Source organism: Streptomyces sp. NPDC048192, assembly GCF_043202415.1.
Taxonomy (GTDB): domain Bacteria; phylum Actinomycetota; class Actinomycetes; order Streptomycetales; family Streptomycetaceae; genus Streptomyces.
The window spans coordinates 550,698-568,740 of sequence record NZ_JBIDAL010000002.1; the positions used below are offsets into that span (position 1 = coordinate 550,698).

The 18,043-nt window shown below is 72.2% G+C and carries 18 protein-coding genes; 12 read left to right on the plus strand and 6 right to left on the minus strand.

The window, feature by feature from the left end; translation table 11 throughout:
- Positions 1-51: 51 nt before the first annotated feature.
- Entirely contained in the window at positions 52-237 is a 186-nt protein-coding gene (locus ACGFZN_RS05415; protein WP_393857194.1) for a hypothetical protein, read from the plus strand.
- Positions 238-346: 109 nt separating this feature from the next.
- On the opposite strand, the gene ACGFZN_RS05420 is transcribed toward ACGFZN_RS05415, so the two are convergent.
- A complete protein-coding gene (locus ACGFZN_RS05420; RefSeq protein WP_393857144.1) occupies positions 347-964 on the minus strand; it encodes a PadR family transcriptional regulator in 618 nt (205 codons plus the stop codon).
- Between the two features lie 160 nt (positions 965-1,124).
- Between ACGFZN_RS05420 and ACGFZN_RS05425 the strand changes: the two genes are divergently transcribed.
- Positions 1,125-1,937 (plus strand): PhzF family phenazine biosynthesis protein, encoded by an 813-nt coding sequence (locus ACGFZN_RS05425; RefSeq protein ID WP_393857145.1) that lies wholly within the window; start codon positions 1,125-1,127, stop codon positions 1,935-1,937.
- 22 nt (positions 1,938-1,959) lie between these two features.
- Here the strand turns inward: ACGFZN_RS05425 and ACGFZN_RS05430 are convergent, their stop codons facing one another.
- Both ACGFZN_RS05430 and ACGFZN_RS05435 read right to left on the minus strand, forming a co-directional pair.
- On the minus strand, positions 1,960-2,760 hold the full coding sequence (locus ACGFZN_RS05430) for a CPBP family intramembrane glutamic endopeptidase (RefSeq protein WP_393857146.1): 801 nt from the start codon (positions 2,758-2,760) through the stop codon (positions 1,960-1,962).
- Positions 2,761-2,978: 218 nt separating this feature from the next.
- A complete protein-coding gene (locus ACGFZN_RS05435) occupies positions 2,979-4,496 on the minus strand; it encodes a glutamate--cysteine ligase (protein WP_393857147.1) in 1,518 nt (505 codons plus the stop codon).
- A gap of 566 nt (positions 4,497-5,062) precedes the next feature.
- Between ACGFZN_RS05435 and ACGFZN_RS05440 the strand changes: the two genes are divergently transcribed.
- Together ACGFZN_RS05440 and ACGFZN_RS05445 are read left to right on the plus strand one after the other, a co-directional pair.
- On the plus strand, positions 5,063-5,662 hold the full coding sequence (locus ACGFZN_RS05440) for a hypothetical protein (protein ID WP_393857148.1): 600 nt from the start codon (positions 5,063-5,065) through the stop codon (positions 5,660-5,662).
- A 277-nt stretch (positions 5,663-5,939) separates the two neighbouring features.
- On the plus strand, positions 5,940-6,146 hold the full coding sequence (locus ACGFZN_RS05445; protein WP_030603474.1) for a DUF5999 family protein: 207 nt from the start codon (positions 5,940-5,942) through the stop codon (positions 6,144-6,146).
- Positions 6,147-6,263: 117 nt separating this feature from the next.
- Here ACGFZN_RS05445 and ACGFZN_RS05450 read toward each other — a convergent pair whose 3' ends face one another.
- Entirely contained in the window at positions 6,264-7,322 is a 1,059-nt protein-coding gene (locus ACGFZN_RS05450; protein WP_393857149.1) for an endo-1,4-beta-xylanase, read from the minus strand.
- Positions 7,323-7,463: 141 nt separating this feature from the next.
- The gene (locus ACGFZN_RS05455; RefSeq protein WP_393857150.1) at positions 7,464-9,071 is read right to left on the minus strand and encodes a glycoside hydrolase family 43 protein; all 1,608 of its coding nucleotides are present in this window, start codon (positions 9,069-9,071) and stop codon (positions 7,464-7,466) included.
- A gap of 156 nt (positions 9,072-9,227) precedes the next feature.
- Here ACGFZN_RS05455 and ACGFZN_RS05460 point away from each other — a divergent pair, with 156 nt between their 5' ends.
- The 4 genes from ACGFZN_RS05460 (at position 9,228) to ACGFZN_RS05475 (ending at position 13,313) form a co-directional block, all read left to right on the plus strand.
- Entirely contained in the window at positions 9,228-9,758 is a 531-nt protein-coding gene (locus ACGFZN_RS05460; RefSeq protein WP_393857151.1) for a universal stress protein, read from the plus strand.
- 256 nt (positions 9,759-10,014) lie between these two features.
- Positions 10,015-10,572 (plus strand): hypothetical protein, encoded by a 558-nt coding sequence (locus ACGFZN_RS05465; protein WP_393857152.1) that lies wholly within the window; start codon positions 10,015-10,017, stop codon positions 10,570-10,572.
- A 299-nt stretch (positions 10,573-10,871) separates the two neighbouring features.
- A complete protein-coding gene (locus ACGFZN_RS05470) occupies positions 10,872-12,827 on the plus strand; it encodes an APC family permease (RefSeq protein ID WP_393857153.1) in 1,956 nt (651 codons plus the stop codon).
- Positions 12,828-12,917: 90 nt separating this feature from the next.
- Positions 12,918-13,313 carry a molybdopterin-binding protein gene (locus ACGFZN_RS05475; RefSeq protein WP_393857154.1) on the plus strand — a complete coding sequence of 132 codons (396 nt, stop codon included), beginning with the start codon at positions 12,918-12,920 and terminating at the stop codon, positions 13,311-13,313.
- 723 nt (positions 13,314-14,036) lie between these two features.
- Here ACGFZN_RS05475 and ACGFZN_RS05480 read toward each other — a convergent pair.
- Positions 14,037-14,519, minus strand: coding sequence for a molybdopterin-dependent oxidoreductase (locus ACGFZN_RS05480; protein ID WP_393857155.1), 483 nt, complete (start codon positions 14,517-14,519; stop codon positions 14,037-14,039).
- Positions 14,520-14,722: 203 nt separating this feature from the next.
- On the opposite strand from ACGFZN_RS05480, the gene modA reads away from it, so the two are divergent.
- The 4 genes from modA to ACGFZN_RS05500 are packed head-to-tail and all read left to right on the plus strand — an operon-like array spanning position 14,723 to position 18,009.
- The gene (gene modA, locus ACGFZN_RS05485; RefSeq protein WP_393857156.1) at positions 14,723-15,547 is read left to right on the plus strand and encodes a molybdate ABC transporter substrate-binding protein; all 825 of its coding nucleotides are present in this window, start codon (positions 14,723-14,725) and stop codon (positions 15,545-15,547) included.
- Positions 15,544-16,404, plus strand: a complete 861-nt coding sequence (modB, locus tag ACGFZN_RS05490; protein ID WP_393857157.1) for a molybdate ABC transporter permease subunit — start codon at positions 15,544-15,546, stop codon at positions 16,402-16,404. Before modA ends, modB begins: the two co-directional genes overlap by 4 nt.
- Entirely contained in the window at positions 16,401-17,561 is a 1,161-nt protein-coding gene (locus ACGFZN_RS05495; protein WP_393857158.1) for an ABC transporter ATP-binding protein, read from the plus strand. Before modB ends, ACGFZN_RS05495 begins: the two co-directional genes overlap by 4 nt.
- Before the next feature lie 28 nt (positions 17,562-17,589).
- A complete protein-coding gene (locus tag ACGFZN_RS05500) occupies positions 17,590-18,009 on the plus strand; it encodes a molybdopterin-binding protein (RefSeq protein ID WP_393857159.1) in 420 nt (139 codons plus the stop codon).
- Positions 18,010-18,043 lie beyond the last annotated feature (34 nt).

Here is an 18,043-nt window from a genome sequence, read left to right on the forward strand (position 1 = left end):
CCCTTGTGCAACCACCGAGCGCCCCGGGCCGTCCCTCCCGATGTGGAGAGCGTGTCCGAGTGCTGGCTCGTGGCGCTGCCGGCAGTCGACGGCAGGGAGTACGTGTACCGGGTGTACGCGCCGCAGGACGCCCTGCCCGCGGACCTGTTCTGGCAGGCCTGGCACTGCCACGACGAGAGCGCCCTTCCGCGCGCGTCGGACCTGTTCGACGCGGCGGTGATACGGCGGGTGGGCTGACACCGAGGGGCCTGCCCGACGCGAGGAGTCGAACGCCGCCCGTCGAACCCGGGTACGCGAGGGCGCCCCGCGCGGTGTCACGCGGGGCGCCCGGTCCGCCGTACGGGCCTCAGTGCTCGTCGGCGAGGATCAGGTACAGCTTCTTGCGGGCGTCGTTGATGACGGCCAGCGCCTTCTCGCGCTGCTCCTTGCTGCCGGTCTTCCAGACCTGGCCGAAAGCCTCCATCAGGCCGACGCCGGCCTGGCGGATCTCGCTGAGGGCTTCCCAGTCGACCCCGCGCGAGGCCTCCTCCCACGGGGCGTCGGGCCCCTCGTCGGCGGCGGCGCGCCCCTCCTCGGTGAGCGTGAACAGCTTCTTGCCGCCCTCGCTGGCACTGGCGATCAGCCCCTCGTCCTCCAGCATCTGGAGCGTGGGGTAGACCGATCCGGGGCTGGGCTTCCAGGCGCCGCCGCTGCGTTCGGCGATCTCCTGGATCATCTCGTAGCCGTGCATCGGGCGGTCCTTGAGCAGGGCCAGGATCGAGGCCCGTACGTCACCGCGCCGCGCGCGTCCCCGCGGGCCGCCGCGGCCCCGGTGTCCCCAGGGTCCGGGTCCGCCGGGGCCGAAGCCCGGCCCACCCGGACCGAACGGCCCGAAGGCGGCCCGCCGTCCCTCGAATCCCCCGAAGCTGCCCCGCGGTCCGGGGCCCTGGTGCCGGGCCCGGTGCTCGAATCCGTGCGTGTGCATCGTGATCACTCCATTCCATCGATGATCAGTCACGTCTGCATCGCGTATCGTTCGCGATGCCTCAACGATATATCGGAACCCATCGCCTGACAAGCCCCCCTCTCGGTGCCCATGCCCTTCGCCCTGGTCGGGACTCGGTCACGGCACTAGCGTCGGCGTCATGCGCATGCGAATCGTGGACGCCTTCACCGACCGCCCCTTCGCCGGAAACCCGGCCGGAGTCCTGCTCCTGGACGACGTCTTCCCCGACGACGACTGGCTCCAGAACGTCGCCATGGAGATCAACCACGCCGAGACGGCGTTCGCCCACCGGCTGCCCGAGGGCGGGGAGGCGGACTGGGCGCTGCGCTGGTTCACGCCCGTCGCCGAGGTCGCGATGTGCGGGCACGCCACGCTCGCCACGGCCCACGTCCTGCACACCACCGGCGCCCATGAGGGACCGGTGCGGTTCGCCACCCGCAGCGGCGTGCTCATCGCCACGCCCGCCGATGACGGCTCCCTGACCCTCGACTTCCCGACCGCCCCGCTCACCCCGGCCGAGATCCCGGCGGGAGTCGCCGAGGCACTCGGCGCGGCGCCGGTCGCCGCGTTCGACACCGGCCCGAACGTGGGCGACCTGCTGCTGGAACTGGCCGACGAGAAGACGGTCCTGGGTCTCGCGCCGGACCACAGGTCGCTCGGCGCCTTCTCGTCGCGCGGCGTCATCGCCACCGCCCGCGCCGACGATCCGTCCCGGGGCTACGACTTCGTGTCCCGCTGCTTCTTCCCGAACGTCGGCATCGACGAGGACCCGGTCACCGGCAGCGCCCACACCGCACTCGCCCCGCACTGGTCCGCACGCCTGGGACGCGACGAGCTCACCGGGCTCCAGGCCTCCCGCCGCACCGGCCTGGTCCGCACCGCGCTGCGCGGCGACCGCACCCTGCTCACCGGGCACGCGGTCACGGTCGTCGAGGGCGAGCTGCGGGCCTGAGCGCCGGTCGTCACGCCGGTCGTCACGCCGTGGGCAGCCAGCCCACCTTCCCCGCGAGGAGGGCGTAGCCGACGAACGCGCCGATGTCGAGCAGCGAGTGGGCGACGACCAGCGGGCCGACCCGGCCCCAGCGCCGGTACAGGTACACGAACACCACGCCCATGACCATGTTGCCGAGGAAGCCGCCGACCCCCTGGTAGAGGTGGTACGAACCGCGCAGGACCGCGCTGGCGGCCAGTGCGGTTCCCGGGGTCCAGCCCAACTGGCCGAGCCTGCGCAGCAGATAGCCGACGACGATGACCTCTTCGAGGATCGCGTTCTGCATCGCCGACAGGACCAGCACCGGGAACTTCCACCACACGTCCGGCAGTGCCTCGGGGACGACCGTGAGGTTGAAGCCGAGGCCGCGGGCGGTGAGGTAGAAGGCGATGCCGGTGCTGCCGATCACGGCCGCGACGCCGGCGCCGCGGGCCAGGTCGGGCCAGGGCCGGGTGCGGTCGAAGCCGAGCGTGCGCAGGCTGCCGCCCTCGCGCAGCAGCAGGTGGGCGACGAGTGCGACGGGGACCAGCGCGGTGGCGATGCCGAACAGCTGCCAGGCCAGGTCGAGCCAGGGGCGGCCGGGGGCGGCCGACGCGTTGAGGGTGGCCGCCTGGTCCTTCAGGCCGCCCGGCTTGGTGACCGCGCCGATGAAGCTGATCAGCGCGGAGACCCCGCTCGCGCCCAGCGACAGGGCGAGGACGAGCAGCGTCTCGTCCCGCAGGATCCGCCGCGGGTCGCGCCGCCCCGCCCCGGATCCGGCCACCGACTCAGCCTCCACCTGCACCCCTGCCTCCGTCCGGCTCATGGACCTCGGGGCCCACTATGCCTGGCAAGGATCGCAGAGGACACATGAGCACGGCACACGCCCGCCCCCCGGGCGTCGGCAGGCACCGGTCACCTCACTGACCACGCCGCTGGGCCTTCTCCCCGCCGCGAGGAGGCTCCGCCACGAGGGCGTGCCGTGCGGCCGGTGCCGCGCTCAGCCCCGCCGGCACCCCCGGTTCACCCGAGCGGCACCGGTTCCGGCAACCCCACCGGCCATGTGTGCACCGGCTCTCCGACATGCATCAGCTCGGCGTAGCGCCGCGTCGTCGCCGCCAGCGCCGCCTCGCGGGTCATGCCCTGTTCGAGGCAGCGATGGAACGTGGCCGTCTGCCACGACGCACCGTTCACCCGGCGCCGGCACCGCTCCTCGATGACGCCCAGGTACAGGTCCCGGTCGGCCGGCTCCACCCCCCACGCGTCCAGCCCGGCGGAGGCCAGCGGCAGCAGCTCGTCGCGGGCCAGGGTGACCGCGTCGACCTCGCCGGTGCCGCCGTACCGTCCCCGCCTCGGCCACACCAGCCGCGCGTCGATGCCGTACCGGCACGCCGCGTCGAAGTTGGCCTCGGCCGCTGCGAAGGGCAGCCGGGTCCACACCGGCCGGGACTCCTCGGCGAGGGCGCGCACCAGGCCGTAGTAGAAGGCCGCGTTGGCGATCACGTCGGTGATGGTCGGTCCGGCCGGCAGCACGCGGTTCTCCACCCGCAGATGGGGGACGCCGTCGGCGATGCCGTACACCGGCCGGTTCCAGCGGTAGATCGTGCCGTTGTGCAGCACGAGTTCGGCGAGCTTCGGCGTGCCGCCCGACTCGACGGCCTCCAGCGGGTCCTCGTCGTCGCACAGGGGAAGGAGCGCCGGGAAGTAGCGCAGGTTCTCCTCGAACAGGTCGTACGCCGAACTGATCCACCGCTCGCCGAACCACGTGCGCGGCCGTACGCCCTGCGCCTGGAGCTCGGGCGGGCGGGTGTCGGTGGACTGCAGGAACAGCGGGGGCCGGGACTCGCGCCACAGTTCGTGACCGAACAGGAACGGTGAGTTGGCGCCGACGGCGATCTGCGCGGCGCTCGCCGCCTGGGCCGCGTTCCACACGTCGGCGAAGCGGGCCGGGGTCACCTGGAGGTGCAGCTGCACGGAGGTGCACGCGGCCTCCGGGACGATCGACTTGGAGGTGCACACGAGGTGCTCGACGCCCTCGATGTCGAGCCGGAAGTCCTCGCCGCGCGCGGCCACGATCTGATCGTTGAGCAGCGTGTAGCGGTCCACCTCGGAGAGGTTGGAGGAGACCAGGTCGTCGCGGTCGAGGGTGGGCAGGATGCCGATCATGACGATCCCGGCGTCCACCTCCCCGGCCTTGCGGTCGGCGTAGGCGAGCGAGGTGCGCAGCTCCTCGGCGAGCCGGTCGAATACCCGGCCGCCCAATCGGTGTGGCGCTATGTTGACTTCCAGGTTGAACATGGCGAGTTCTGTTTGGAAATCGCGGCTCGCGATCCGCTCCAGTACCTGCCCGTTCAACATTTTGGGCATGCCGTCGGACCCGGCGAGATTCAATTCGATCTCGACTCCCATGAGGTTCTTGGGACGGTCGAATCGCTTCTCCCGCAGCAGCCGCTCCAGTCCCGCAAGACACTTCTGGAGCTTTTCGCGGTAGCGCTGACGATCGGACAGGTCGAACTGCCCCGCCACGACCTTCTCCCCCATCGAAGTGTCCCTCCTCGGCTGGGCGGGCCGGCGAACCGGCCGCCGGGCTCCCGGGTGCAGCAGGGATGATGCCCAGCGGAAGCGATCCATAACGCCCCCGCGCGGACCCGGCAGCCGCTACTCTGTCGGAATGTTCCCCGCGGCACATTCACGGGGCATGCGTCGGTGGACCTCCGGGTGCCCCCATCACCTCGTGAAAAACGCCGACGACATTCAGCCGACCGTTACCGGCGCGTATCCCGAGGTCAGCGAGGGGCTGGCGGTCCGGAAATCGGGAGGACTCCCGCAAATCGTCGGCTTATTACCGCCTTGCGCGGCTTCCCGGATTAAGGTAGACGAAACAACGGCCGAACAGGCGTCATATAAACTTCGCCCACAAGGCGGAAGGCTGACGCCCTCGGTCCTGGTTCCTGCCGTGTCCAGGCCGTCCCGACGACGGGCGGCAGGCCGAGCCGCACCCATGTTCCCGACCGGGCTTCCACCCTTCCGGCCTTGCGTGAGCAGACAGCGCCGTCCGCCCCATCCCTCCTCGCGCCGTCGCGCCTGTCGAACGAGAGGCGACCCACATGCCGCTGCACGTGCCCCCTGCCCCCGCGCCTGCCCTGCGTTCCGTCCTCACCGCCCTCGGTTCCCCCACCGCGGTCCGTGAGGCACGCACCCCCTCCCTGCGCGCCGCGCAGGGGCCGACCACACCCGAACTCCCGCTGCCCGTGCACGTCCTGGACCGGATCACCGCACAGGGCCTGTCCGCGACGCGACTGGCCGGCTGGCGCTTCCTGATCCGCTGCGGCGATCGGGCGGTGGCCGCGGCCGAGACCATGCTCACCCCGGACGGCTGGGCCTTCTCGCACTTCTTCGAGGGCCCGTACGTCACCTCCACCGAACGCGCCCTGCACCAGGCCGAGGCCCTGCCACAGCCGTACCAGGCGCGCCTGCTGTCCCTGCCCGGCCTGTACATGCTCACCCTGTGGCTGCACGGCGACCTCACCGCCGACGGGGCCGAGGGTCACCCGGCGGACACCGATCTGCTCGTGCCGCTCGCGCCGGCCCCGCCCGGCATACCGGCGCACCGCCCGTTCCGGGTCACCGAGCTGCTTCCGGTGCTGACCCATCGCGCGACCCCGGTGCCGCTGCTCGGACCGCCCGTGCTCGGTTCACCCGCCTGACCGAACGCCCGCGTACCCCGCATGCCCGCAAGGGCGGCGGGGTACGCCCATGTCAGCGGCCTGGCCTGCGATGACTAGCCCGATCCGGCCAGTGCGAACCACCCGAAGTGACAGGGCACTTGGGCTGAACCGTCCGCGCGGGTGACGCGTCATGAACCTGTGGGAAGCCGTGCTGCGAAATCCCTGCGGAACGACGCCGAGAGGGCAACACTGGGTTCCGACCGACTCAACACCACGGGGGACGGCCATGACCACGACAGAGCGAGAGATCCCACCCATGTGCCAGCACCAGCCGCCGTGCCCGCCAGCCGAATCCGCCGACCGGGAGTCCGCCCGTCTCGTGGCGCACCACCCGGAGCAGGGATGGAGTCTGCTGTGCAACGGCGTGCTCCTCTTCGAAGACACCGGTGAGCTGCTGCCCGACGGCCGGATCATCGCCCCGCACCGCCCGCTCGGTGCGGAGCAGGTGATGACGGCCGCCTGAGCGGAGCCCTAAGCCCGAGCGGAGCACGAAGAGGAAGAAAAGAGGGGCCGGCCGCACGTGTCCGTGCGCACCGGCCCCGACGTGTGTCCGGGCGTGGCTACCCTCGGTAGCCGGGTGCTATCGCAGCGCCTCGCGCAGCGCCTGGTACGCCGGCTTGGGGTTCAGCTGCTCGTCCCACGGCAGGGCCGCGCCCTCGCCCGGGAAGACGCCCGGGATCCAGGAGTACTTGTCGGTGAAGTCCCAGATGGTGATGCCGACGCAGCGGCGGACGCTCAGACAGGCCTTGGTCAGATCCCCGTACCAGCTCGCCTGCTCGGCCAGCTTGTCGGCGGTCGCGGGCAGCTGCATCCGGACGTCGACCTCGGTGAGGGCGGTGTCCAGGCCCAGGGCGGAGAAGCGGCGCAGGTTCTCCTCGATGGTGGTGGGATAGCCGTACTGCAGCGCCAGATGGGTCTGGAAGCCGATGCCGTCGAGCGGCACGCCCTTCGCCTTGAGGTCCTTGACCAGCGCGTAGTAGGCGTCGCTCTTCGGGCCGACCGCCTCGATGTTGTAGTCGTTCAGGTAGAGCTTGGCGTGCGGGTCGGCCTCGTGGGCCCAGCGCAGCGCGTCGGCGATGTAGCCCGGACCAAGGGTCTTGTACCAGAGGGTCTCGCGGTAGGTGCCGTCCTCGTTGAAGGCCTCGTTGACGACGTCCCAGGAGTACACCTTGCCCCGGTAGTGCCGCACCTCGGTGGTGATGTGCTTCTTCAGCACCGCCCGCAGTTCGCTCGCGGTCCACTGCTTCGAGGTGAGCCAGTCGGGCAGCTGGCTGTGCCACACCAGGGTGTGGGCGCGCACCTTCTGGTGGTTCTTCCGGGCCAGGTCGACGATCTGGTCACCGTTGGTCCAGTCGAAGACGCCCTGCTGCGGCTCGGTGGCGTACCACTTCATGCCGTTGCCGGGCGTGATCATGTCGAACTGACTGCCGAGGATCTTCGTGTAGGCGCTGTCGGTGAGCTCGGGGTTGTCGGTGGCGCTGCCGAAGTACCGTCCGTGGCGCTCGGCCAGGTCGGCGAGGGTGGGCTGCCGGGTGTGGGCGGGCGCGGCCTGCGCGGCGGGGCCGGTGGCGACGCCGGCGGCCACCAGGGCGGCCGCGAGGACGCCGGCGACTCTGAGACGCGTGCTCTTTCCGGGCATGGTGCGACTCCTGACTCTCAAAGGGGTGGTCGGCCTTGACGGCGCCGACGGGCACAAGCGGGCAGAGCTTGGGACTTCGAAACATTCGAATGATCTACCGAACGCTTCGCCCGGCGACTCTAGGAAGGCGTACGGGGGGCGTCAAGGTGTCGTGCAGGAGATCGCGGGCGCGTAGTCGAACCAGTCGAAGGCGGCGCGGCCTTCGGTGACGTACATCCCGATGACCCGTCCGGTGAATCCGGTGGCCACCTGAGTGGACAGATAACGCCCGTCCAGCTCGGCCAGTCGCACGGCTCCCTCCGCGGTCTCGACCGAGAAGACGAGGATGTCGGGGCCGCTCCCGGGGCCCGGGTTCCGGGTCGCGCGAATGTCGACGGCCAGGGTCACCGGCCCCGCCGGCAGGGGGAGTTCGGCGACGCGCTGCCGTACAGGACCGATCCGGACGACGACGGCCGCGGTGCGCGTGCCCACGCGGAGGCCGTCCGGCCCCGCCGGCTCCGGGTCGTCGGGCGAGCCGGCCGGCGGGCGGCTCCCCGCGGCCGCGCGGCCGTTCGCCGTGTCCGCTCCGGCGGCGTCGCCTCCCCCGGCCACCTCCAGGTCGTAGTGATGCTCCTCGTCCAGGCGGACGGACAGTCCCGCCCGGCCGGCTCCGGGCTCCAGACGGGCGGCGGCGCGGCAGTCGAGGTGCTGCTGGCGGCGGCCGACGAAGGTGTGGCCGGGCCTGTCGAGGCTGTCCCCGCAGGCGGTCAGCGTGAGCCGGCCGTGCCGCTCGGTGAGCGACCAGCATCCCTCGGGCCTGCGGCGCGGCGATATCCAGTACGGCGCGAGCACCGGTGAGGTGAAGTCGTCGCGCACCGGGGGCGGTTCGACCGGGGACCAGGCGGCCGGCGCGGGATGCCGCTCGCCCACCGGGCCCACCCGGGGCCAGCCGTCGGCCCACTCCACCGGCACCAGGAAGGTCTCCCGGCCGAGGACGTGGAACTCCGGGAAGTAGCCGCGCGGCCGGGTGCCGAGCAGCACCATCCACCAGGTGCCGTCCACCGCCTGCACCAGGTCGGCATGGCCGGTGCACTGGATCGGCGAGGCCGAACCGCGGTGGGACAGCAGCGGGTTGCCCGGCGCCGGTTCCCAGGGGCCGCGCGGGGAGCGGGCGCGCGCGGCCGAGACACCGTGGCCCAGTGCGGTCCCGCCCTCGGCGAGCAGCAGGTACCACCACTCGCCGATCCGGTACAGATGCGGCGCCTCGGGGTCCCTCAGGCCGGTGCCGGACCACATCGGCAGCGGGCCTTCGAGTACCTCGCCGGTGCGCGGATCGATCCGGGCCACGGTGACCCCGGCCATGGCGCACCAGCAGGAACCGTCCTCGTCCCAGGCCAGATCGGGGTCGATGCCGGGCAGGCCGATCCCCACCGGGTCCGACCAGGGACCCTCGGGACGCTCCGCGGTGACGAGGAAGGTGCCGCCGGCGCCGACGCTCGTGGTGATGACGTGGAAGAGCCCGTCGTGGTACCGGATCGTCGGGGCGTAGACGCCGCCCGAGGCGGGCGTGTCGTCCGGCAGCGCCAACTGACCCGGCCGGTCGAGGACGTTGCCGATCTGGCGCCAGTGCACCAGGTCGCGGCTGTGGAAGATCGGGACGCCCGGGAAGTACTCGAAGCTGGAGCAGACCAGGTAGTAGTCGTCCCCGACCCGGCACACGCTCGGGTCGGGGTGGAAACCGGGGAGGACGGGGTTGTCGTACGTCCGCATGGTGGCCTCGAAAGGTTCGAAAGTTTCGACTGTGACCTCGAATCCTAGCGGTGAGAGGCGCGATCGGGTACGGCCGGACAGCCGTGCCCGAACCCGGTGAGAAGGACACCGTTCACCCGACTGGTCTAATCGCCGGGACGGGAGTGGGATGGAAGGGTGTCCGGTTACGACGCCTCAGTGGCCCCCCGTGTGGTGGTCGGAGTGAGCGGCTCCCTGGGCAGCGTCACGGCCCTGCGGCGGGCCACCGCGCTGGCCCGCCGGCTGGGAGCGGAACTGTGGCCGGTGCTGGCCTGGGAGCCGCCCGGCGGTGACCCGGCCGCGCGCCGCTCCCCCGCCGCCGGTCTGCTCGTCGAGGACTGGCAGCGGCTGGCCCGGCAGCGGCTCGCCTCGGTACTGGAGGAGATCTTCGGCGGCGACTCCCCCGGTGTGCCCCTGCACGCCCTCGTGGTCCGCGGCGCTCCGGGACCGGCACTGGTCGCGACCGCCGACCGGGAGGACGACGTCCTGGTCGTGGGCGCGGGCCGGCGCGGTCTCCAGCGCGCCTTCTCCGGTCGCGTCTCCCGGCACTGCCTGGCACACGCGGTCTGCCCGGTGCTCGCGGTGCCTCCGTCGCCCCTGGAGTCCGAGTTGCTGTCCGTCCACCGGCGCAACGCCTGGCATCTGCGCATGGACATCCGGAGGCTGTGAGGGCGTGCGACCCCGAGCGGATACGACGCGCCGCTCGGCGCGTGCGCGACAAGACCGCCGGGAGCGGGGCGCTCGAACGGCACAGCGGCGTGACCCGCGCGGCGCGGCGCCGGCGGCGGCACGGCACGGATCGGGGCGCCCCGGCACACCCGTCGCGTTGCCGCTGCGTCAAGAACCGCCACCCTGCCGTCAGGACCCCGTCAACGTGGGCCGCGGAAGCGCTCCAGCGGCACCTGGACTGTCTAACGTCTGCGTCATGAGGCACCGCGAGGACACCCGCACCCGGCGCACCCGCTCCTGTCCGGCCGGTGGCGTCGGCACGGTGCACGACCGCGACTGGGCGGCGGACGTGCGCCGGTCCGTCCGCTGTGCCGGTGCGCTGCTGGCGCTGCTGCTGGTCATCGACCGGGCGGCCGGCTCCCTCACGTGGTGGCACGGTGCCCTGTGGGCGGGCATCGCCGTGCTGCTGTTCCTCGTCCTGTTCCCGGTGCGGGTCTCGGCCGGTGCCGGCTGGCTGGCCACCCGCCGGCTGCTGCGCACGCGCCGGGTCCGCACCGATCTGCTGGTGGCCGTGCGGCCGCTGGGCGGCGTCGCCCAGCGCCTGGTGCTGCGCGACGCCCTCGGCAACCGCACCGAGATCGACCCCGCGGTCCTGATCCGCAACCCCGGCCTGTGGCACCTGCTCGACGAGGGCGCCCGGATCTCCGAGGCGGCCGGCACCCTGGTGTGCGGCACGACCCCCCTGCACCGCCTCGCCCGCCGCCTCGACAGCGAGACGGCCCGGGCGGTGTTCCGCGCCTCCGGCCTGGAGTAACCGGGAACGGAGCAGCCGGGAATCCCGGCGCGGCGATGCGTCCGAGCCCCCATCATGACGCTCGGTGGCCGACGACGGGCCGACGGCACGACCGGCGACCGTAACCGCCGTACCACCCGGCCAACGCCTCCGGCCTCGCCTTCTTGGTGCGGCCCCGTCGCCCGCGGGTCATTCTTAACGCAAGATTGACGCCTCCTGGGCCCGGATCCGTGGGCCCTGGCATCACTCTCCGCATACGCTGGTGCCGCCGTCCGCGGGATGGCCGGAAAAGAGCTGAGCCGCACACAGGAGAGCCCCCGATGGCCACGACCGAGCACCCCCCTCCCAGTCGCTTGCGCAACTGGATGCTGGAGGGCCTGTCCGACATGGGCAAGGGCGGTGGCCACACCGGACCACACGCCGCGCCGGAACCCCCGCACAAGGGGCAGCGCTGGTACCGGGTGATGTGCCTGACCGGCGTCGACTACTTCTCGACCCTCGGCTACCAGCCGGGCATCGCGGCCCTGGCGGCCGGTCTGCTGTCCCCCATCGCGACGATCGTGCTGGTCCTCGTCACCCTCGCCGGCGCCCTGCCGGTCTACCGGAGGGTGGCCGAGGAGAGCCCGCACGGCGAGGGCTCCATCGCCATGCTGGAGCGGCTGCTGTCGTTCTGGCAGGGCAAGCTGTTCGTCCTGACGCTGCTGGGCTTCGCGGCCACCGACTTCCTGATCACCATCACCCTGTCGGCCGCCGACGCCTCCACCCACCTGGTGGAGAACCCGCATCTGACCAGCGCCCTGCACGGCCACCAGATGCTGATCACGCTGTTCCTGGTGGCGCTGCTCGGCGCCGTCTTCCTCAAGGGCTTCCTCGAGGCGATCGGTGTCGCGGTCGCCCTGGTCGGGATCTACCTCGCGCTCAACCTGGTCGTCGTGATCGTCGGTCTCTGGCACGTCGTCACCGCCGGACACGTGGTCACCGACTGGACCGGCGCCCTGACGGCGCAACACGGGAACGTCTTCGTGATGGTCGGCGTAGCCCTGATCGTGTTCCCGAAGCTGGCCCTCGGTCTGTCCGGCTTCGAGACCGGTGTCGCCGTCATGCCGCACGTGCAGGGCGATCCCGGGGACACCGAGGAGAAGCCGACCGGCCGGATCCGGGACGCCAAGAAGCTGCTGACGACCGCCGCGCTCATCATGAGCGGCTTCCTGATCACCACCAGCTTCATCACCACGCTGCTGATCCCGGCGGACGACTTCAAGACGGGCGGCCCCGCCAACGGCCGCGCCCTCGCCTACCTCGCGCACCAGTACCTCGGCGGAGGCTTCGGCACGGTGTACGACGTCTCGACCATCGCCATCCTGTGGTTCGCCGGCGCCTCCGCGATGGCCGGCCTGCTGAACCTCATGCCGCGCTATCTCCCGCGCTACGGCATGGCCCCGCACTGGGCCCGCGCGGTCCGGCCCATGGTCATCGTCTTCACGCTGATCGCGTTCCTGGTGACCTGGATCTTCGACGCCAATGTCGACAAGCAGGGCGGCGCGTACGCCACCGGTGTGCTGGTGCTGATCAGCTCGGCCGCGATCGCGGTGACCATAGCCGCGCGCAAGGCGGGGCAGCGCAAGTGGACGATCGGGTTCGGCGTGATCGCGGCGGTGTTCCTCTACACCACCGTCGTCAACGTCATCGAGCGCCCGGACGGTGTGAAGATCGGCGCCTGCTTCATCGCGGGCATCATCCTGGTGTCGTTCCTGTCCCGGCTGGCGCGCGCCTTCGAGCTGCGGGTGACCACCGTGACGCTCGACCCCATGGCGGAACGATTCATCCGGGACATGGCCAGCCGGAAGATGCGCTTCATCGCCAACGAGCCCGGCCACCGGGACAAGGCCGAGTACCGCGACAAGATCGAGCAGATCCGCGCCGACAACGACATGCCCGAGCAGGAGGACTTCGTCTTCCTCGAGGTCAAGATCACCGACCCGTCCGAGTTCGAGGCGAGCATGACCGTGCGCGGCGAGGTCCTGCACGAGCGCTACCGCGTGCTCACCCTGGAGCACTCCTCCATCTCCAACGCCCTCGCGGCCTTTCTGCTGCACGCCCGGGACATGACGGGCTGCACCCCGCACATCTACTTCGAGTGGACCGAGGGCACCCCCTTCGCCAACTTCCTGCGCTTCTTCCTCTTCGGCCAGGGCGAGGTCGCCCCGGTCACCCGCGAGGTCCTGCGCGAGGCGGAGCCCAACCGCGAACGCCGGCCCCGGGTGCACACCGGGTGAGACCCCTCGGGGAGCCCCCGCGCTGACACGTCGTCCCCCACGGCAGGCCCGTGTCCACGGATCCCCTGCCGTGGTCCTATCGTGACCGGCATGCAGTCCTACACGATCGGCCAGGCGGCACGGCTGCTCGGCGTGAGCCCCGACACCGCCCGCCGCTGGGCCGACGCGGGCCGGGTGGCGACCCATCGCGACGAGGCCGGGCGGCGGCTCATCGACGGCCGGGACCTGGCCGCGTTCTCGGTCGAACTGGCCAAGGCCGGCGGCGAGGAGGACCAGCCCTCCCACACCTCCGTCCGCAACGCCTTCCCCGGCATCGTCACGGCCATCAAACTCGGCGACGTCGCCGCCCAGGTGGAGATCCAGGCCGGCCCGCACCGGCTCGTCTCCCTACTGACCCGAGAGGCCGTCGAGGAACTGGGCCTGGAGGTCGGCATGGAGGCCACCGCACGCGTGAAGTCCACCAACGTACACATCGACCGCGTCTGACCCGGGCCCCGCCTTGCCCGGCACCGGCCGAGCAGCGTGACCCCGCGGGGCGCCGCGCGCGAGGTTCGGACGGGTCGTCGCCGTCCACGGAGCCGGCCCGGCCCGTGGCCGCCTGTACGGTCGCCGTCCCCACAACCTGCGTGCGACCGGCGTGCGGGTCCTCGCCGCCCACCAAGCCGACACAGGTCCACAGACTGCCCGACGCGCGTGACCGTCGTGCAGATCCGAGCCGTCCAGGCAGCCTGCTCGCGACCAGCCGTACGAGTCCTCGCCATTTACGCAGCAGGCACGCGGCCGTCATGCGGATCCGCGCCGTCCGCACAGCCAGCGCGCGCCCCTCGTGCAGATCCTCGCCGTCCACGCAGCCGACGCAGCGCCGCCCGTCAAGTCCGCGCCGTCACCAAGCCGAAGCGCGCCCCTCGTGCAGATCCTCGCCGTCAACACAGCCGACGCAGCGCCGCCCGTCTAGTCCGCGCCGTCACCAGCCGAAGCGCGACCGTCGTACGGCTCCTCACCGTCCACACAGCCGACGCAGGGCCGCCCGTACGAGTCATCGCCATCACCAAGCCGGCGCGCGACCGTCGCACGGATCCTCGCCGTCCACACAGCCGACGCAGCGCCGTCCGCATGAGTCCGCGCTGTCCCCACAGCCGCGCGCGACCGTCCGTACGAGTCCTCGCCGTCACCAAGCCGACGCGCGACCGTCCGTACGAGTCCTCGCCGTCACCAAGCCGACGCGCGACCGTGTTCGGTGCGCGGCGGACCGGCACAGTGGTAGTCGCCGTCCACCCGGATCGCCGTGATACCGCTGATGTGCCGGCCCCCGCACCGGTCCTGCGGGAGCACCAGTTGGGGGCCGGCCGCGTCCAGCGGGGTGTCGTCGACGCACACGCCCAGCAGGACGGGCGCGGCCGCGAAGTCCGGGTCGATCTCGGCCCAGGACAGCACCGCGTGGTGGCCGTCCGCGCCGGAGACGGCGATGAGGAAGCGCAGCCGGTCCTTGCGCCGCACCGGGTCGAAACCGGGCCCCGCGTCGGCTAGGACGTCGTACAGGCGCGGGCCGGTGAAGCGGTGGTGCTGGAGGCCGCTGGTGGCGCACTCGAAGCTGACGTCCACCCGGTGCTGCGGCCAGCGGAGCAGCTCCGGGACGGTGAGCCGGGCGGGCCGGGCGAGGTCGCCGGTCAGGGTGAGTCGGGCGAGCGTCATCGGCGGGCACCTCCCGCTGGACCGTACCCGCCAACCGGGGCCGTACAAACGCACATGCAAGCTCCACATCACAACTTCGCTGCTCATGCGATGCGACAGGAGACTTATGCCTGGCACATGCGGCAGAATCATCGGCGAGCGGCCGGCCTTCCCGGCCCCGACAGGGCGCGACCGATGTTCCGCAGAACGCGAGGAGTACCACCGTGAAGACCCGTTCCGTGCGCCGGACCCGGCGGATCCTGCAGCTGGCCGGTGCGGGAGCCGCCGCCCTGATGGCCCTCAGCGCCTGCTCTTCGTCCTCGGACTCGAAGGACTCGGCGTCGGGCGCACCGGGTTCCGCCTCACCGAAGCCGACCGGCGACGTCACCGTGTTCGCCGCCGCCTCGCTCAAGGAGAGCTTCACGACCCTGGGCAAGGAGTTCGAGAAGGAGCACCCGGGCACCAAGGTCAGCTTCAACTTCGGCGGCAGCGACACACTCGCAGCGAGCATCACCGGCGGTGCCCCGGCGGACGTCTTCGCCGCCGCCAGCCCCAAGACCATGGCGATCGTGACGGACAAGAAGGACGCCTCCGGCACCCCGGCCACCTTCGTCCGCAACCAGCTGGAGATCGCCACCCTGCCGGGCAACCCCGACAAGGTGTCCTCGCTGAAGGACCTCACCAAGTCCGGCCTGAAGGTCGTGCTGTGCGACAAGACCGTGCCGTGCGGCGCAGCAGCCCAGAAGGCCCTCGACGCCGCCGGCCTCAAGCTCACCCCGGTCTCCTACGAGCAGGACGTCAAGTCCGCCCTGAACAAGGTGGAACTGAAGGAGGCGGACGCCGCGGTCGTCTACAAGACCGATGTGAGGTCCGCGGGTGGCAAGGTGGAGGGCGTGGAGTTCCCCGAGTCGGCCAAGGCGATGAACGACTACCCGATCGTCCTGCTGAAGAACGCGCCGAACGCCTCAGCCGCCAAGGCGTTCATCGCCCTCGTGCGGTCCGCCGAGGGCCAGAAGGTGCTCGGCGAGGCCGGATTCCTCAAGCCGTGACCTCGCTTCTCGAACCCGGTGCCGCGACCGGTCCCCGCACGGGCCGGCCGCGGCGCCGCCGCGTCGGCGCGGGGGGCCGGCGCGGGGTTCCGTTGCCGCTGCTGCTGCCGGGCCTGCTGGCGCTGGCGTTCCTGCTGCTGCCGCTTGTCGCGCTGCTCGTCCGCGCGCCCTGGCGCAGCCTGCCGCAGCAGCTGTCCAGCACCGAGGTGTGGCAGGCGCTCCAGCTGTCGCTGGTCAGCGCCACGGCGGCGACGGCCGTCAGCCTCGTCCTGGGCGTGCCGCTGGCCTGGCTGCTGGCCCGCACGGAGTTCCCCGGCCGGGGGTTCGTACGGGCCCTGGTGACCCTGCCGCTGGTGCTGCCGCCGGTGGTCGGCGGTGTGGCGCTGCTCCTCGCGCTCGGCCGCAACGGGGTGATCGGGCGGTGGCTGGACGCCTGGTTCGGGATCACGCTGCCGTTCACCACCGCCGGGGTCGTGCTCGCCGAGGCGTTCGTCGCGATGCCGTTCCTGGTCATCAGCGTCGAGGGCACCCTGCGCGCCGCCGACCCGCGGTACGAGGAGGCGGCGGCCACGCTGGGCGCGTCCCGGTTCACCGCGTTCCGCCGGGTCACGCTGCCGCTGATCGCGCCCGGCATCGCGGCGGGCGCGGTCCTCGCCTGGGCGCGCGCGCTCGGCGAGTTCGGCGCGACCATCACCTTTGCGGGCAACTTCCCCGGCCGTACCCAGACCATGCCCCTCGCGGTCTATCTGGCCCTGCAGAACGACCCCGACGCCGCGATCGCCCTGAGCCTGGTCCTGCTGGCGGTGTCGATCGCGGTCCTGGCCGGGTTGCGCGACCGCTGGATGACCACCTCATGACGAACGCCCACCCGCCGCAGCGACACCCCGCACCCACCGACGAGGCCGACGCCCCCCAGCAACCGTGCGCAGCCTCCGGCGGCGCTCAGCCCCCACGGAGCACCGACGGCCCGCACACCGCCGGCCTGGACGCCCGCCTCATAGTCGACCGCCCCGGCTTCCGCCTGGACCTCGCCCTCACCGCCGCCCCCGGTGACGTCGTCGCCCTCCTCGGCCCCAACGGCGCCGGGAAGACCACCGCCCTGCGCGCCCTGGCCGGCCTCACCCCGCTCACCGCGGGTCACCTGCGTCTGGACGGCACCGCGCTGGACCGCACTCCCCCGGAGTCCCGTCCGGTCGGCGTGGTCTTCCAGGACTACCTGCTCTTCCCCCACCTGTCCGCCCTGGACAACGTCGCCTTCGGCCCCCGCTGCCAGGGCGCGGGCAAGGCGGAGGCCCGCGCGCAGGCGGCGGCCTGGCTGGACCGGATGGGCCTCGCCGCGCACGCGGGCGCCAAGCCGCGCCGCCTGTCCGGCGGCCAGGCCCAGCGCGTGGCCCTGGCCCGCGCCCTGGCCACCCGCCCCCGGCTGCTGCTCCTGGACGAGCCGCTGGCGGCGCTGGACGCCCGCACGCGCCTGGAGGTGCGCGCACAACTGCGCCGGCATCTGGCCGAGTTCGAGGCCGTGGCCGTCCTGGTCACGCACGACCCGCTGGACGCCATGGTGCTCGCGGACCGGCTGGTGGTGATCGAGCGCGGCAGCGTGGTCCAGGAGGGCGCCCCCGCCGACATCGCCCGCCGCCCGCGCACCGACTACATCGCCCAGCTCGTCGGCCTCAACCTCTACCGCGGCCGGGCCGACGGCCACACCGTGCGGCTCGACGCGGGGCCGTCGATCACCACGACCGAGGAGCTGGACGGTCCGGCGTTCGTGGCGTTCCCGCCGTCCGCCGTCACCCTGTTCCGGGACCGGCCCACCGGCGCCAGCGCCCGCAACCTGTGGCGCTGCGAGGTGGCAGGCCTGGAGACGCACGGCGACCAGATCCGCGCCGACCTCACCGGCGAACTGCCGCTCGCCGCCGATCTCACCACGCTCGCCGCGGCCGACCTCGGCCTGCACCCCGGGTCTGCTGTCTGGGCGACGGTCAAAGCGACGCAGACGCACGCGTACCCGGCCTGAACGGTCGGGCGCCCTACGGTGAGTGTCCATGACCCTGAGCATCCGCAACCAGCTCCCCGGCACCGTCACCGAGGTCCATCCGGGCGAGGCCATGGCCATCGTCAGGCTCCGGCTGGACGGCGGCCAGCACCTCGTGGCGGCCGTCACCAAGGAGTCCGCCGACGAACTGGCCCTCGCCCCCGGCTCCTCCGTCCGCGCCCTGGTGAAGTCGACGGAGGTCTCCGTGGCCACCCGGCGGGTGGAGGGCCTGTCGATCCGCAACCAGCTTCCCGGCGCGGTCACCGGCCTGACGACCGGCGCGGTCATGGCAACGGTGAAGATCACCGTCGACGGGGGCGTCCTGACCGCGGCGATCACCAAGGACGCGGTCGCCGACCTCGGCCTGTTCGTGGGCTCCGACGTGGTCGCCCTCATCAAGGCGACCGAGGTGTCCCTCGCGACGGCGTGACAGGCCGCGTGACGGGCCAAGGGCCCCGCCCGGA

Excerpts from the sequence above, each read along its gene's own strand:
- ACGFZN_RS05435 (WP_393857147.1), bottom strand. The coding sequence starts at position 4,496 with ATGGGGGAGAAGGTCGTGGCGGGGCAGTTCGACCTGTCCGATCGTCAG.
- ACGFZN_RS05500 (WP_393857159.1), top strand. The coding sequence starts at position 17,590 with ATGACCCTGAGCATCCGCAACCAGCTCCCCGGCACCGTCACCGAGGTC.
- ACGFZN_RS05495 (WP_393857158.1), top strand. The coding sequence starts at position 16,401 with ATGACGAACGCCCACCCGCCGCAGCGACACCCCGCACCCACCGACGAG.
- ACGFZN_RS05470 (WP_393857153.1), top strand. The coding sequence starts at position 10,872 with ATGGCCACGACCGAGCACCCCCCTCCCAGTCGCTTGCGCAACTGGATG.
- ACGFZN_RS05480 (WP_393857155.1), bottom strand. The coding sequence starts at position 14,519 with ATGACGCTCGCCCGACTCACCCTGACCGGCGACCTCGCCCGGCCCGCC.
- ACGFZN_RS05420 (WP_393857144.1), bottom strand. The coding sequence starts at position 964 with ATGCACACGCACGGATTCGAGCACCGGGCCCGGCACCAGGGCCCCGGA.
- ACGFZN_RS05465 (WP_393857152.1), top strand. The coding sequence starts at position 10,015 with ATGAGGCACCGCGAGGACACCCGCACCCGGCGCACCCGCTCCTGTCCG.
- ACGFZN_RS05475 (WP_393857154.1), top strand. The coding sequence starts at position 12,918 with ATGCAGTCCTACACGATCGGCCAGGCGGCACGGCTGCTCGGCGTGAGC.
- ACGFZN_RS05445 (WP_030603474.1), top strand. The coding sequence starts at position 5,940 with ATGTGCCAGCACCAGCCGCCGTGCCCGCCAGCCGAATCCGCCGACCGG.
- ACGFZN_RS05450 (WP_393857149.1), bottom strand. The coding sequence starts at position 7,322 with ATGCCCGGAAAGAGCACGCGTCTCAGAGTCGCCGGCGTCCTCGCGGCC.
- ACGFZN_RS05455 (WP_393857150.1), bottom strand. The coding sequence starts at position 9,071 with ATGCGGACGTACGACAACCCCGTCCTCCCCGGTTTCCACCCCGACCCG.
- ACGFZN_RS05440 (WP_393857148.1), top strand. The coding sequence starts at position 5,063 with ATGCCGCTGCACGTGCCCCCTGCCCCCGCGCCTGCCCTGCGTTCCGTC.
- ACGFZN_RS05425 (WP_393857145.1), top strand. The coding sequence starts at position 1,125 with ATGCGCATGCGAATCGTGGACGCCTTCACCGACCGCCCCTTCGCCGGA.